This is a genomic window from Mesorhizobium sp. M1403 (assembly GCF_040317695.1).
Classification (GTDB): domain Bacteria; phylum Pseudomonadota; class Alphaproteobacteria; order Rhizobiales; family Rhizobiaceae; genus Mesorhizobium.
This window is the reverse complement of record NZ_JAMYKY010000004.1, coordinates 185211-199252: the sequence shown is the minus strand read 5'-3', so window position 1 is coordinate 199252 and position 14042 is coordinate 185211. Positions and strand designations below refer to the sequence as shown.

At 63.1% G+C, this 14042-nt stretch carries 13 protein-coding genes; 7 read left to right on the top strand and 6 right to left on the bottom strand.

All coding sequences use genetic code 11. The features are described from left to right. Positions 1 to 139: 139 nt before the first annotated feature. Together NKH01_RS10485 and NKH01_RS10480 are read left to right on the top strand one after the other, a co-directional pair. Positions 140 to 790 carry a YggS family pyridoxal phosphate-dependent enzyme gene (locus tag NKH01_RS10485; protein ID WP_353020113.1) on the top strand — a complete coding sequence of 217 codons (651 nt, stop codon included), beginning with the start codon at positions 140 to 142 and terminating at the stop codon, positions 788 to 790. A 107-nt stretch (positions 791 to 897) separates the two neighbouring features. Next, positions 898 to 1947, top strand: a complete 1050-nt coding sequence (locus NKH01_RS10480) for an aldo/keto reductase (protein WP_352856417.1) — start codon at positions 898 to 900, stop codon at positions 1945 to 1947. A gap of 67 nt (positions 1948 to 2014) precedes the next feature. Here NKH01_RS10480 and NKH01_RS10475 read toward each other — a convergent pair whose 3' ends face one another. Further along, the gene (locus NKH01_RS10475) at positions 2015 to 2923 is read right to left on the bottom strand and encodes a LysR family transcriptional regulator (protein WP_023719717.1); all 909 of its coding nucleotides are present in this window, start codon (positions 2921 to 2923) and stop codon (positions 2015 to 2017) included. A 136-nt stretch (positions 2924 to 3059) separates the two neighbouring features. On the opposite strand from NKH01_RS10475, the gene NKH01_RS10470 reads away from it, so the two are divergent. Next, positions 3060 to 4238: an MFS transporter gene (locus tag NKH01_RS10470; protein ID WP_352480967.1), complete on the top strand. Its 1179-nt coding sequence runs from the start codon at positions 3060 to 3062 to the stop codon at positions 4236 to 4238. A 37-nt stretch (positions 4239 to 4275) separates the two neighbouring features. After that, positions 4276 to 5310, top strand: a complete 1035-nt coding sequence (locus tag NKH01_RS10465; RefSeq protein WP_353020112.1) for an aldo/keto reductase — start codon at positions 4276 to 4278, stop codon at positions 5308 to 5310. A gap of 46 nt (positions 5311 to 5356) precedes the next feature. On the opposite strand, the gene NKH01_RS10460 is transcribed toward NKH01_RS10465, so the two are convergent. Further along, complete coding sequence (locus NKH01_RS10460) at positions 5357 to 5629, bottom strand: usg protein (protein ID WP_023719720.1); 273 nt, start codon at positions 5627 to 5629, stop codon at positions 5357 to 5359. 304 nt (positions 5630 to 5933) lie between these two features. On the opposite strand from NKH01_RS10460, the gene acs reads away from it, so the two are divergent. Beyond that, the gene (acs, locus tag NKH01_RS10455) at positions 5934 to 7889 is read left to right on the top strand and encodes an acetate--CoA ligase (protein WP_353020111.1); all 1956 of its coding nucleotides are present in this window, start codon (positions 5934 to 5936) and stop codon (positions 7887 to 7889) included. Beyond that, the gene (locus NKH01_RS10450; RefSeq protein WP_023719722.1) at positions 7889 to 8632 is read left to right on the top strand and encodes an MOSC domain-containing protein; all 744 of its coding nucleotides are present in this window, start codon (positions 7889 to 7891) and stop codon (positions 8630 to 8632) included. The genes acs and NKH01_RS10450 overlap by 1 nt, the downstream gene beginning before the upstream one ends. A gap of 3 nt (positions 8633 to 8635) precedes the next feature. On the opposite strand, the gene NKH01_RS10445 is transcribed toward NKH01_RS10450, so the two are convergent. From NKH01_RS10445 to NKH01_RS10435, 3 genes are all read right to left on the bottom strand, one after another. Further along, positions 8636 to 9901, bottom strand: coding sequence for a class I SAM-dependent methyltransferase (locus tag NKH01_RS10445; RefSeq protein WP_023719723.1), 1266 nt, complete (start codon positions 9899 to 9901; stop codon positions 8636 to 8638). Between the two features lie 386 nt (positions 9902 to 10287). After that, positions 10288 to 11649 (bottom strand): pilus assembly protein TadG-related protein, encoded by a 1362-nt coding sequence (locus NKH01_RS10440; protein ID WP_353020110.1) that lies wholly within the window; start codon positions 11647 to 11649, stop codon positions 10288 to 10290. Positions 11650 to 11968: 319 nt separating this feature from the next. After that, positions 11969 to 12838, bottom strand: coding sequence for a transglutaminase-like domain-containing protein (locus NKH01_RS10435; RefSeq protein WP_353020109.1), 870 nt, complete (start codon positions 12836 to 12838; stop codon positions 11969 to 11971). A 177-nt stretch (positions 12839 to 13015) separates the two neighbouring features. On the opposite strand from NKH01_RS10435, the gene NKH01_RS10430 reads away from it, so the two are divergent. Beyond that, entirely contained in the window at positions 13016 to 13687 is a 672-nt protein-coding gene (locus NKH01_RS10430) for an HAD-IA family hydrolase (RefSeq protein WP_023719726.1), read from the top strand. Between the two features lie 33 nt (positions 13688 to 13720). Here NKH01_RS10430 and NKH01_RS10425 read toward each other — a convergent pair whose 3' ends face one another. Next, a complete protein-coding gene (locus NKH01_RS10425; protein WP_353020108.1) occupies positions 13721 to 13933 on the bottom strand; it encodes a DUF1674 domain-containing protein in 213 nt (70 codons plus the stop codon). Between the last annotated feature and the right edge of the window lie 109 nt (positions 13934 to 14042).

The window sequence follows — 14042 nt, the reverse complement described above, 5'->3', positions numbered from 1 at the left end:
TTTTCACTTAAAAGCATGCGCGAGCCGCCGGACAATGCCCGGGCGGCTCAGGAAATGTCGTCGCGGTGTTCACCATGGATTACCGGACCCGTCAACTGCGGCGATCCGGCGAAAAGCCAAACACAGGCAGGATATAGGCATGGCGAGCGCCGTCGAACAGCTTTTCACCGTCAAGGCAAGGATCGCCACTGCCGAGCGCGAGGCCGGGGCGGTGACGCTGGTTGCGGTCTCGAAAACCTTCGATGCCACCGATATCCGTCCGGTTATCGAGGCCGGCCAGCGCGTCTTCGGCGAGAACCGCGTCCAGGAGGCGCAAGCCAAGTGGCCGGCGCTGAAGGAAGCTTTCCCCGACATCGAGCTGCACCTGATCGGGCCGTTGCAATCGAACAAGGCAAAGGAAGCGGTGGCGCTGTTCGACGTCATCGAAACCGTCGACCGTGAAAAGATCGCCGCCGAACTCGGCAAGGAAATCGCCAGGCAGGGCAGGACGCCAAGGCTCTACGTCCAGGTCAACACCGGCTCGGAGCCGCAAAAGGCCGGCATCGAGCCGCGCGAGGCCGTCGCCTTCGTGGCCCGCTGCCGCTCGGTTCACGCCCTCGCCATCGAAGGGCTGATGTGCATTCCGCCGGCGGACGAGAACCCCGGTCCGCATTTCGCGCTGCTAGAAAAGCTTGGGCTTGAGGCCGGCGTTGACAAGCTCTCTATGGGCATGTCCGGCGACTACGAAACGGCGATCGCCTTCGGCGCGACCAGTGTCAGGGTTGGATCGGCGATTTTCGGCGCCAGATGAGGCGCAGCCGGCCTTAGGCCACAGGCTGACGCTGACTACGCCAGCAATAGAAACGGAACGTTTCGTTCCTATATGGTTCGAGTTATCCCAAAGCCTCTGGAGCCACCATGCGTTACAATCAACTTGGAAATACGGGGATGTTCGTCTCCGAACTTTGCCTCGGTACGATGACATTCGGCGCCGCCGGCGAGAATGCCCAATGGGGCCTGATCGCCAGCCTCGACCAGGAGGGCGTCGACGAGATCGTCGCCCGCTCGCTCGCCGCCGGCGTCAATTTCTTCGACACGGCGGATGTCTATTCCTTCGGCGCCTCGGAACGGCTTCTCGGCCAGTCGCTGAGAAATCTCGGCGTCAATCGGCAGGACGTGATCATCGCCACCAAGGTTCACGGCGCCATGGGCGGCGGCCCGAACCAGCGCGGTTCTTCGCGCGGCCATATCATGGATTCGGTCGAAGGTAGCCTCGAACGGCTGCAGCTGGACCATATCGATCTCTATCAGCTGCACGGCACCGACACGGTCACGCCGATAGACGAAACGCTGCGGGCGCTCGACGACCTGGTTGCCGCTGGCAAGGTCCGCTATGTCGGCGTCTCGAACTGGCAGGCCTGGCGCATCGCCAAGGCGTTGGGTATTGCCGAGCGCAAGGGCTTTGCCCGTTTCGAAACCGTCCAATCGTATTACTCGATCGCTGGCCGCGATCTCGAGCGCGAGATCGTGCCGCTGCTCAACGAGGAGAAGCTCGGGCTGATGGTCTGGTCACCGATGGCGGGCGGCCTGCTCTCGGGCAAGTACGGACCCGGTGCCCCCGGCAATGGCGAAGGTCGCCGCGCCAGCTTCAATTTCCCGCCGGTCAATGAGGACCGTGCCTGGGCAGCGGTCGCCGTCATGCGCGAGATCGCCGCCAAGCACGGCGTCAGCGTCGCCACGGTGGCGCTCGGCTTTGTCCTGGCCAAACCGTTCGTGATGAGCGTCATCATCGGCGCCAGCCGCATGGACCAGTTGGAACAGAACCTTGCGGCAACCGAGTTGAAGCTCGATGCCGACGATCTTGCTCGTCTCGACGAAGTCAGCGCGCTCCCGCCCGAATATCCGGGCTGGATGCTCGAACGCCAGGCGGCGGGCCGCAGGCCGGCGCCGTTCACGCCAAAGAAGTAGTTCCTTGTCGACGTGACATTTCGGCAGCCAAATTCGGGAGCCAAATGGCTCCCGAATGCCTTCCGCTTCAGCCCAGCCGCGCGGTTTCGGCCAGGAAATCTAAAATGGCCCGTACCCGCGCCGGCAAATGCTTGCCTTGGCCGACATAAACCGCATGGGTCAGTTCCTCGTCGCCGGGGTTGAACTCTTCCAGCAGCGGCAGCAGCCGGCCGGCGGCAATGTCGGCCTCCACGTGCCAGCGTGCCAGCCGGGCGATGCCCGCCCCTGAGAGCGCCATCAACCGCATCGCCTCGCCGTCGCTGACCAGCGTGTTTCCAACGATCGATATGGTGATCGGCTTGCCGGCCGCGTCGACAAAAGGCCAGCCCTCGACGTGGCGCACGAAGCAGAAGCCCATCCGGTTGTGACGATCGAGATCGGCGGGCGTCTTGGGTGTGCCACGCGCTTCGAGATACGATGGCGCGGCAACGACGACCACCCGGCTCTGCCCGAGCTTGCGCGCCACTAGCCGTGATTCGCCGAGCGGGCCGGCACGTATGGCGACGTCGGCGCGCTCCTCCATCAGGTCGATAACACTGTCGGTCAACACCAGATCGACCGAGATTTCGGGGTATCGTTCTAGAAAACGCGGCAAAAGCGGGATCAGCCGGTGCTGCCCGAAAGGCACGTAGCTATTGATCCGCAGCCGGCCACGCGGCGCGGCGCCCGCCGCTGCCTCGCGCTCGGCTACCGCCATGTCGGCCAGGATGCGCACGCCGCTGTCGAAGAAGGCCGCCCCTTCCGGTGTCAGTCGCAGCTTGCGCGTCGAGCGGATGACCAGCCGGGCGCCAAGACGCCCCTCCAGCCGCGCGATCAGCTTGCTAACCGCCGACGGGCTCATGCGCAGCGCACGTGCAGCGGCCGAAAAGCTGCCGGCCTCGACGACGCGGACGAACACTTCGATCTCGCCGGAGCGGTTGATGTCGGGCCTGGCCATTGGTGAATCTATTTCACAGGCAATGTGCCCTAGGCAAGGCTGGTTCACAGTTCGGTGCATCACGATCTTTCGGGCCGGGCGTGAGAGGACACGGCGCCCGTCGTCGAAACTGGCCGTCATCGAAGTGGGAACCGCCATGCCTCTTGCTCTCTACGCTCTTGCCGCCGGCGCCTTCGGTATTGGCGTCACCGAATTCGTCATCATGGGCCTGCTGCTCGACGTCAGCACCGATCTCGGCGTCTCGATCTCAGCTGCCGGCCAACTGATTTCCGGCTATGCGCTGGGCGTCGTCATCGGCGCGCCGCTGCTGACGATCGCCACCGGCCGGTGGCCGCGCAAGACCGTGCTTCTGGCGCTGATGGCAATCTTCACGCTAGGCAACCTCGCGTGCGCGCTGGCCCCAGACTACTGGACGCTGATGGGTGCGCGCGTGCTCACCGCCTTCGCCCACGGCACCTTCTTCGGCGTCGGCTCGGTCGTGGCGACCGGGCTGGTGGCGCCCAACAAGAAGGCATCGGCGATCGCCCTGATGTTCACCGGCCTGACCATCGCCAACATCCTCGGCGTCCCCTTCGGAACATGGCTCGGCCAGGCCTTCGGCTGGCGCGCGACCTTCTGGGCGGTGACCCTGGTCGGCATGGTCGCTTTCGCCATCATCCTGCTGCTGGTGCCGCGCAGCCAGACAGCGCCTGAGCAAAGCAATTTGCGCGCCGATCTCGCCGTGCTCGGCCGCACGCCCGTCCTGCTTGGCTTTGCCACCACCGTGCTCGGCTATGCCGGCGTCTTCGCCGTCTTCACCTACATCGCCCCGTTGCTGACCGAGATCACCGGTTTTGAGGAAGCAGCGGTGTCGCCGATCCTGCTGGTCTTCGGCGGCGGCCTCATCGCCGGCAACCTCGCTGGCGGCAAGTTCGCCGACCGCTGGCTGGTGCCTTCCGTTCTCGGCAGTCTCGTCGTGCTGGCGCTGGTGCTCGGCACCATGACCTTCGCCCTGCACAGCCAGGTTATGGCCGTCATCTATGTCGGCCTGCTCGGCGCCGCCGCCTTCGCCACGGTGGCGCCGCTGCAGATGTGGGTACTGGAAAAGGCACAAGGCGCCGGCCAGAGCCTCGCCTCGTCCTTCAACATCGCCGCCTTCAATCTCGGCAATGCGGCCGGCGCCTGGCTCGGCGGCGTGGTCATCGCCCATGGCCCCGGCCTCGGTGCCGTCACCTGGGTCGCGGCCCTGCTGCCGCTCTCGGCGCTTTCCGTGGCAGCGCTGGCGCTACGCCTCGATCGCCCAACGCTCGGTGAACCGGCACCCGCCCGCTCGTAGCAACTCGAAGAACCCTTGTACACCATAGGAGAAACAGATGGATTATCGAAATCTTGGCGCATCGGGCCTGAAAGTCCCGGCGCTCTCGTTCGGCGCTGGAACCTTCGGCGGGTCAGGGCCGCTGTTCGGCGCCTGGGGCAACAGCGATGCGACGGAAGCCCGGCGGCTGGTCGACATCTGCCTGGAGGCGGGCGTCAACCTGTTCGACACCGCCGACGTCTATTCGAATGGCGCTTCCGAACAGGTGCTCGGCGAAGCGATGAAGGGCCGCCGCGATGCCGTGCTGATCTCGACAAAGACCTCGCTGCCGATGGGCGACGGTCCCAACGACGCCGGCTCGTCCCGCTCGCGCCTCATCAAGGCCGTCGAGGACGCACTGAGGCGTCTTGGCACCGACTACATCGACCTGCTGCAGCTGCACGCGTTCGACGCCGCAACACCGATCGAGGAGGTGCTATCGACGCTGGATAGGCTCGTGCGCGCCGGAAAGCTGCGTTATGTCGGCGTTTCCAATTTTTCCGGCTGGCAAGTGATGAAGTCGCTCGGCCTGGCGGACAGATACGGCTATCCCCGATACGTCGCCCACCAGGTCTATTATTCGCTGGTCGGGCGCGATTATGAATGGGAGTTGATGCCGCTCGGCCTCGACCAGGGCGTCGGTGCGCTGGTGTGGAGCCCGCTCGGCTGGGGCCGCCTGACCGGCAAGATCCGCCGTGGCCAGAAGCTGCCCGAGAAAAGCCGGCTGCACGACACGGCAAGCTTCGGACCGCCCGTCGACGACGAGCATCTCTATCGGGTCGTCGACGGGCTTGATGTTGTCGCCGAGGAAACCGGCAAGACCATACCGCAGATCGCCATCAATTGGCTGCTGCAGCGGCCGACCGTCGCCTCCGTCATCATCGGCGCGCGCAACGAGGAGCAGTTGCGCCAGAATCTCGGCGCCGTCGGATGGTCACTGACCCCGGATCAGATGAAAATCTTGGACACGGCAAGCGAGGTCACCGCACCCTACCCGTATTTTCCCTATCGCCGGCAGGAGGGTTTTGCCCGGCTGAACCCGCCCGCCGTCTGACGCTCCAAAAGCTGGGCGGCGGCTCCCAGGCTGCCGCCCGCGTGCTTTAATGCAGCACGAACTCGCCGTCGACCTTGCGCCATTCGTTCGGCGCGATCAGCTTCTGGTGCGTGTAGCTGACTGAATGCAGCGGGCCTTCGAGCTTGGCCTGCCAGAACTCGATGAAGCGGATAAGCACCGGAAATTTCGGGGCGATGTCGTAATCCTGCCAGATGAAGCTCTGCAGCAGATGCGGATGATCGGGAAAGTGATAAAGAATCTTGGCCGTGGTCAAGCCATAGCCCTTGAGCATCAGGTCCATTTCGGAATGGTCGCGCATTGCGGTCCCCTGGTTGATTCTCTTTCCTCCCAGCCTGAAATTGTGCACCCCATTTGCTTAATCGTCTATTGATATTTCTGCGGTCGAGCCAGATTTCTGCCGCAAAAACATGCGGTTAGCAGCCGTCTCGCTAGAGTGCTGACACCACCCGGGAAGGGACCTGCGGCATCCCGCCGCGCAAATCCAACGTCTAATGTTGCCGTCATCGCCGAACTGTTAATAATGCGCGCGAATTCGCGGCCGCAACGCTGCGATCCTGCCGGCAGTCAAGCCGGCGGTTTGGTTTCGGGAGGAAGGCGAAGAAATGTCCGATGTTCATGTCCATCGCGTCCAGCCGGCGTGGAAGAAGAACGCGCTGATCGACAATGACACCTACCTGAAATGGTACGCCGACAGCGTCAAGAGCCCGGACAAGTTCTGGGGCAAGCACGGCAGGCGCATCGACTGGTTCAAGCCGTACAGCAAGGTCAAGAACACGTCCTTCGACGGCAAGGTCTCAATCAAATGGTTCGAGGATGGCGAGACCAACGTTTCCTGGAACTGCATCGACCGGCATCTGAAGAAGCGCGGCGAACAGACCGCCATCATCTGGGAAGGCGACAATCCCTACGACGACAGGAAGATCACCTATAACGAGCTTTACGGACATGTCTGCCGCCTCGCCAATGTGATGAAGAAGCACGGCGTCAAGAAGGGCGACCGCGTCACCATCTACATGCCGATGATCCCGGAGGCCGCCTATGCGATGCTCGCCTGCACGCGCATCGGCGCCATTCATTCGGTGGTCTTCGGCGGCTTTTCGCCGGACGCGCTGGCCGGACGCATCGACGACTGCAAGTCGACCTTCCTCATCACCGCCGACGAAGGCCTGCGCGGCGGCAAGCCGATCCCGCTGAAGGAGAACACCGACAAGGCGATCGAGATCGCCGCCAAGGCCGGAACGAAAGTCGAAAAGGTCTTGGTAGTACGCCGCACCGGCGGCAAGACCGGCTGGGCCGCCGGGCGCGACGTCTGGTACCATGACGAGGTCGCGACGGTTAAGGCCGAATGCAAGCCCGAGAAGATGAACGCCGAGGATCCGCTGTTCATCCTCTACACGTCGGGCTCGACCGGCAAGCCGAAAGGCGTGCTGCACACCACCGCCGGCTATCTCGTCTATGTCTCGATGACCCACCAATATGTCTTCGACTATCACGACGGGGACGTCTACTGGTGCACCGCCGATGTCGGCTGGGTCACCGGCCACAGCTACATCGTCTACGGGCCGCTCGCCAACGGCGCCACCACGCTGATGTTCGAAGGCGTGCCGAATTACCCGTCGCAGTCGCGTTTCTGGGACGTGATCGACAAGCACAAGGTCAACATCTTTTACACCGCGCCGACGGCGCTGCGCGCGCTGATGGGCGCCGGCGACGCCCATGTCACCAAGACGTCGCGCAAGTCGCTGCGCGTGCTCGGCACCGTCGGCGAGCCAATCAATCCAGAAGCCTGGGAATGGTATTTCAACGTTGTCGGCAACGGCAAGGTGCCGATCGTCGATACCTGGTGGCAGACCGAGACCGGCGGCATCATGATCACGCCGGTTCCGGGCGCCACCCACCTCAAGGCGGGCTCGGCGACGCGGCCCTTCTTTGGCGTCAACCCGCAGCTGGTTGATGGTGACGGCAAGGTGCTGGAGGGTGAAGCCAGCGGCAATCTTTGTATTGCCGACTCATGGCCGGGCCAGATGCGCACCGTCTATGGCGATCACGACCGCTTCGTGCAGACCTATTTCTCGACCTACAAGGGCAGGTACTTCACCGGCGACGGCTGCCGCCGCGATGCTGACGGCTACTACTGGATCACCGGCCGCGTCGACGACGTCATCAACGTCTCCGGCCACCGCATGGGCACCGCCGAGGTCGAATCGGCGCTGGTTTCGCATGAGAAGGTCTCGGAAGCGGCCGTCGTCGGCTACCCGCACGATATCAAGGGCCAGGGCATCTACTGCTATGTCACGCTAATGGCCGGCGAGACGCCAAGCGAGGAATTGCGCCAGGAGCTCGTCGCCCATGTCCGCAAGGAGATCGGCGCCATCGCTTCGCCCGACAAGATCCAGTTCGCGCCCGGCCTGCCGAAGACCCGTTCCGGCAAGATCATGCGGCGCATTCTGCGCAAGATCGCCGAGGACGATTTTGCCGCGCTCGGCGACACCTCGACGCTGGCCGATCCGGCGGTCGTCGACGACCTGATCGCCAATCGGCAGAACAAGAAGAGCTGATGCAAGCCATATTGGGTGCCGTCACCGAGCTTTGGCGCTATCCCGCGAGCTCGCTCGCCGGCGAGCGCCAGCAGGCGATCTCGGTCGCCCGGCATACCGTTGAAGGCGACCGCCTGTTTGGTCTTATCGACACGTCGAACAATGAAATCGCACGGCCGGACCGCGAAGTGAAATGGCACAAGGTGCCCCGCATCCGAACCCGGCTGTCGCCGGCCGGCGCACTGGAGGTTGCGGTCCCGGATGGCGACTGGCTAGCCGCACCGGGCGCTGATAGCGACCGCGCCATTTCCGCCTATCTCGGCTTTGCGGCCTCCATCCGGCCGTTCCGCCGCGAGAATACTACACCGGGATACGCCGGTCCCCTGCTGGCGGAACGCTATGTCAAAGCCCCCATTCATCTGCTGACCACCGCTTCGCTGGCGCAGTTGAAGTTGCTGCATCCAGACGGCACCGCCGACCCGCGCCGCTTCCGCCCCAACATCGTCGTCGACATGCCGAAGATCGAGGGGTCATTCCCCGAAACCGAATGGATCGGGCGCAAGCTGGCGATCGGCGACCTGCTCCTGACCATCTCCGAGCCGTGCCGCCGCTGCGGCTTCACCATCATTGGCCAGGACGGGTTCGACCACGACCCGGCAATCCTGCGCAGCCTGGTCCGCCACAACGCCCATAATTTCGGCGTCTACTGCACTGTCGATCGACCGGCCCGCGTCGAGATCGGCGCCACGATGCGTCTCCTGTAGCTATTAGTATAAATCCGCCCGCGTCGGCGGCAGGCCGCTTGGGCCGCGCGCGCGCCTGGTGGCGACGGTCTGGAAAATCTGCGCCGAGGCGCGTTCGAAGGTAATCGAGCAGCCGGTGAGATAAAGCAGCCAGAGCCGCGCCTTGGATTCGCCGACCTCGGCGATGGCCTCGTCAAAGCGTGCGTGGAGGCGCTCGGCCCATAGCCGGCAGGTGCGCGCATAGTGCTCGCGCAAGTTTTCGACGTCATAGATGAGGAAGCCGTGCGCCTCGAGATTGCCGAGCGTCATGCCGATCGTATCGAGTTCGCCGCCCGGAAAAATGTATTTGATCAGCGCTTTGAATTCCGGCCCCTTGCGCAGCGTCTTCTTCATGCTGCCCTTGTCGCGGCGGGTGATGGCATGGTGCAGATAGATGCCGCCGGGTTTGAGCAGGCGATGGATGGTCGAAAAATAGGCGGCATGGTTGGCAAGCCCCAGATGTTCGAACATGCCGATCGACGAGATCTTGTCGAAGGAACCGGACAGCTCGGCATAGGACTTTATCTCGATGGTGATGCGATCCTCCAGCCCCTCAGCGCGGATGCGTTCGCGGGCGAACTCGGTCTGTGCCTCCGATAGCGAAACGCCGTGGCCGACGACGCCATAATTCTTCACGGCATGGATGAGCATCGCTCCCCAGCCGCAGCCGATGTCGAGCAATCTGTCGCCGGGCTTCAGCCGAAGCTTGCGGCAGATATGGTCGAGCTTGTCTCTCTGCGCCTGATCGATATCGTTGGCGAAGTCCTTGAAGTAGCCGCAGCTATAGACCATGCGCTCGTCGAGGAAGAGCCGGTAGAATGCGTTGGAAATGTCGTAGTGATGCTGGATCGCCTCCTTGCTCGAACCGCTGACGTAAGGATTGCGGCCGGAAAGATCGGTTCGCGCCGTCATCTGTTTTCGCGAAAACAGCACCGCCGGCAGGTCGCGCAGGATCGCCAGCTTCGGCAGTGTCTTGAGCTTCGTCCTGAGCTTGCCGTGCGTGGGCAAGGCATAGAAATCGAACAGCGATCCGTCTTCGACGTCGACCGCCTTGGCAATCCACATCTCGATCAGCGTCGATAAAGAGGGCCGACGTACGATCTGCCAGACGATGTCCTGGTCGTTGATGGTGAGCACCGGGCCGGCAGCCGGGCCGATCCGCTCGCCCGTCCACAGCCTCACCGCAAAACCCGGCTTCATCGTTTCGATGACCGTCCGAACAATCCGGGCCGCTCTCTCGGCTGCCTCCATCCCCGTCCTCCCTTACCCGGCAAAATAGTGGCCCGGAACAATAGCGGCCCGATCTTGCCTGCCAGATCGGCCGGCCGCAAGCCGCCTGGGTGCGCAAGCACGCTTGTTCAGGATTTTTGGATGCCGCGCCTTGCCATTTCCCGGGTGACACCCCATCATGGGGGAGTGTTCAACAAATCGAAAGGAGGTGATCCGATGTCGAGTGATTTCGTTTTCCAGAACGTGGCCTCAGCGGATTGCACTTTCGGGAAGCAGTCTTCCCGTTAAGGCGCGAGATGCGCGGCTGGCGACCAGTGTCGCCGCCAGGAGCCGCGCCATGGACGGAAACACGGAAGGCCGCCGACTTCGCAAGAAGCGGCGGCCTTTTCCTTTTGAGCTGTTGTCCCCTATCTGGTTACGGTCAACATCTCGACGTTGCGCGCTATATCCTGGAAAGCCTGGTTGAGTTCGGTTCCATTGGCCGCCTGATAAAAGTGCTTGATCTTGGCGGTGTCCGGGCTGGCGCAATCCTGGAGCGTCGCCTTGGCATTCGTTTCGTTTAGGTCAAACCCAATGGTGAAGACCTCAATGCCCTTGTTGCGCATGGCAGCGCAGAGTGTCTTGGCGGCCGTGCGGGTCGGCTCCTTGCCGGCGTCATTGTAAACGTCGCTCACCGTGCTCGCATCGAAGTAGGATAGGTTGAATTCGCCGTCGGTCATCAGGATCGCGATTTTGGCGACCTTTTTTGGATCCATCTTGGCCGGCCGTTGCGAAGTCCTCATGATGCTACCCCAGTTCTCCGACAGCATGTACCAGGTCCACTGCACGCCGATATGGCCGGCGGTGCCGCCGGATGCGACGAAATTCTTGATGACCGTCTTGAGCGCCGTCGCATCCGCCGTCAGCGGCATCAGCGTGGCGGCCGGGCAGGCGGCGGTGCCGGTTTGCCAAGCGAAGGACGACAGCAGGTAGTCGCGGTTGACCATGCTGGCGTCGGGGCCCGCGTCCGAATATTGATAGATCCCCTTGCGTTCGGTGGCGCAATTGTCCGGACGGATGAAGCCCGAGATATATTGCACGGCGTCATTGGCCGGCGCCTGTTTGCGTTGGCTGGTGCTGGTTTCCACATAGACGCTGCTGGGCGCAAGTGTACCCGCATTCACCGAATTTGCGTAAGGCACGATGGCAACCCGCACTCGTGGCTTGGAGGGGTCCTGACCGCCCAGGAAACTGTCGACGGCATTCGCCGCAGCCGTCCGCAGATCGATGATTTTCTGGCCGGCCATCGACCCGGTCACATCGAGCATCATTGCGACTTCGATCTGCTTGTCCGAATAGAGCGCCATCGTCGATGCGGGAACGCTTTGCATGCCACTCGTGCCGAAAAGCGGGAAATAGTAGCTGACATTGACATGGACATCCGCCTGAACCGTGTTTGCAGTCCGGTCGACGGTCAGCTTGTCGAGAACGATCTGGTTGTCCTGCAGGATACCCGCCGTGCTGTTGGCATCGAGAAAGGCCTGCACCGATTTGCTGGCGTCGGCCTCGCTGATGACGCCGGTTGTCAGGTCGCGCGCCGTCGAGGTGACCGCAGCGTCGACGACGCCTTGCAGGCTCGATTTCACATTGTAGAGTTGGGACACGTTGACGGCAAAGCCGACACTCAGCGCCAGCACCGAGCTGATTATACCAAACAGCACCGCGAAATTTCCGCTGCGATCCCCGGCAAAGCCGCCGATCGCCTGAACAAGACCCCCGAAACGCTGCATTCCTTCCGCCTCCATTCGCCACAGCCTGCAGCTGTCCGAAGGCGCATTGCAGGAATCCGGCCGGATCGCGCCGCCAGGCGCGAGAAAGCGAGCGGCTCTCGCTCAGGCCATTGTTTCCAAACGGTTTCAAGCGACGGCAAGGTAAACAGCCGGTAAATGAAAGTCGCGTCAGCGCGGCTTTGTTGACAAAGCGCTTACCATGATCAGGCTCGCAATTCAGGACGACTGGACTGCGTCCCAATCCGGTACAGACGAGATGTATCGAACCGGTTCAGCACGACCGCGGTAGCGGGAGATGGAAATCTGGACTGTGAAAGGACTATGCCAGCATCCGTACGCTGACGGTCTTGTCGACGCCGCGATAGGGCGGCTTGAAGAGATTGCCTTCCTGCTCGTGCGTCCAGACCTTGAACCGGCTGAGTCGATGCGGGCCGAAACTATGCAGCAGCGGCACGTCGGTGGCGTCACGGCCGCGCGCTATGACGACGCGGCCGATCCTCGGCACATTGTGGCGAGGATCGAACGTGTACCATCTGCCGCCGAGGAACACTTCCACCCACGCCGAGAAATCCATCGGCGCCGGATCGGCGGGCACGCCGATATCGCCGAGATAGCCGTTCACGTAACGGGCCGGGATATTCATGCAGCGGCACAGCGTGATCGCCAGATGGGCAAAGTCGCGGCAGACGCCGACGCGCTCCTCATGCGCCTGCGCCGCCGTGCGGGTCGGGCGCGCATAGCCGTAGCCAAAGGACAGGCGGTTGTGGACATAGTCGACGATCGCCTGCACCCGCGCCCAACCCGGCGGAAGCTGGCCGAAAAGTTGCCAGGCGAGATCGCTGAGATGATCGGTCTCGCAGTAACGGCTGCCAAGCAGATAGCCGAGCACCTCGTCCGGCAATTCCGCGACCGGGACTTCCCCGGCCAGCGTGTTGACCTCGTCCGTCTCGCCACCGTCCTCGATCACCGCGTCATAGAGGATGCGAAAGCTTCCTGCCGGCGCCGTGAAGCGGCGGCAGCTATTGCCGAAAAGATCGTGGTAGACCCTGGTCGGCACGGATGGCGACGTCAGTACGCGCGTCTGCCGCTTGATGTCTGTCTGACGATCCCCGTGGATGTCGAGCAATGAAACGACCGGCGTTGGTGCAACGCATTCAATGCCAATTTCATAGCCGAGCCGAATCAGCATCGCCCTCCCCTGCGATCGTCATGGAAGATAGTGCTGGTCAACGCAGGAGAGTGCGCGCGGTTCCTTGCGAACGTCGAAAACGAGGTCTCGCGGCTTCCCATACGGACGCGGCAACGTTACGGTCGATCGATATGCTCCCTTCGAAATAATCCTTCCAAGATGACCCCGGGAAAACCGATGTTTGCAGGCAGAAAATTCGCGGCCTTCCTGTTCGATATGGACGGCACGATTCTCAATTCGATTGCCGCGGCGGAAAGGGTCTGGGCAGCCTGGGCGCACCGGCAAGGTCTTGACGTCGCTGCATTCCTGCCGACCATCCACGGCGTGCGGGCGATCGAGACCATCGGCCGGCTGGCGCTCCCAGGGATCGATCCTGCCCGCGAAGCCGATGCGCTTTTGCAGGCCGAAGCAGCCGACGTCGAAGGCATCCACCCGATTACCGGCGCCGCGGCGTTCCTGGCGTCGCTGCCGCCCGGGAGCTGGGCGATCGCCACTTCGGCGCCCCGTGAACTCGCTCTGCTGCGCCTGCAGGCCGCCGGCATTCCGGCTCCCGCCGTGATCGTTGCGGCAGAGGATGTCTCCCGCGGCAAGCCGGCGCCCGACTGCTTCCGGCTGGCGGCCGAACGGCTCGGCGTCGACGTGCGCGATTGCCTCGTCTTCGAAGACGCACCGGCAGGCATAGCAGCAGCCGAGGCCGCGGGCGCCGCGGTCGTCGTGATCAGCGCCACGCACCGGCATCCGTTGGAGACGCCGCATGCCGCCATCGCCGGCTATGACGCGATCGGCGTCGCCGTCGATGCCAGCGGCTGGATTGCCATCGAAGCGGAGCGGGCCGCCCAGCCTGCTTAGCTGGTACCCTGCTTAGCCAGCACCCTGCCTGGGCTAAAAGTCGCTGGTCAGGCCCTTGACCTCCCAGTCGCCGTAGCGGCCGGGTTCCTTGCCGCCGCGCCCACCCATCTCCCTCGGCAGCGTGGCTTCCTTCTCGCGATATTGCTCCCGCCGGGCCTCGGCCTCGGCCAAGGCGCGCCGGGCTGCCGGCGTCAGTGGCTTGTGCGGCGAGCCGTTAGCATGCGTTTGGCTGGTTTTGTCGATCATGCGATCTTCCGCTAGATTGAAACAGGCCCCGATTGAAACGGGAACCGCTGTTTCCCATCATATAGCGATGGGCCCACAAGGATCGACCCCTTTGTGGGCCAGAACGGAG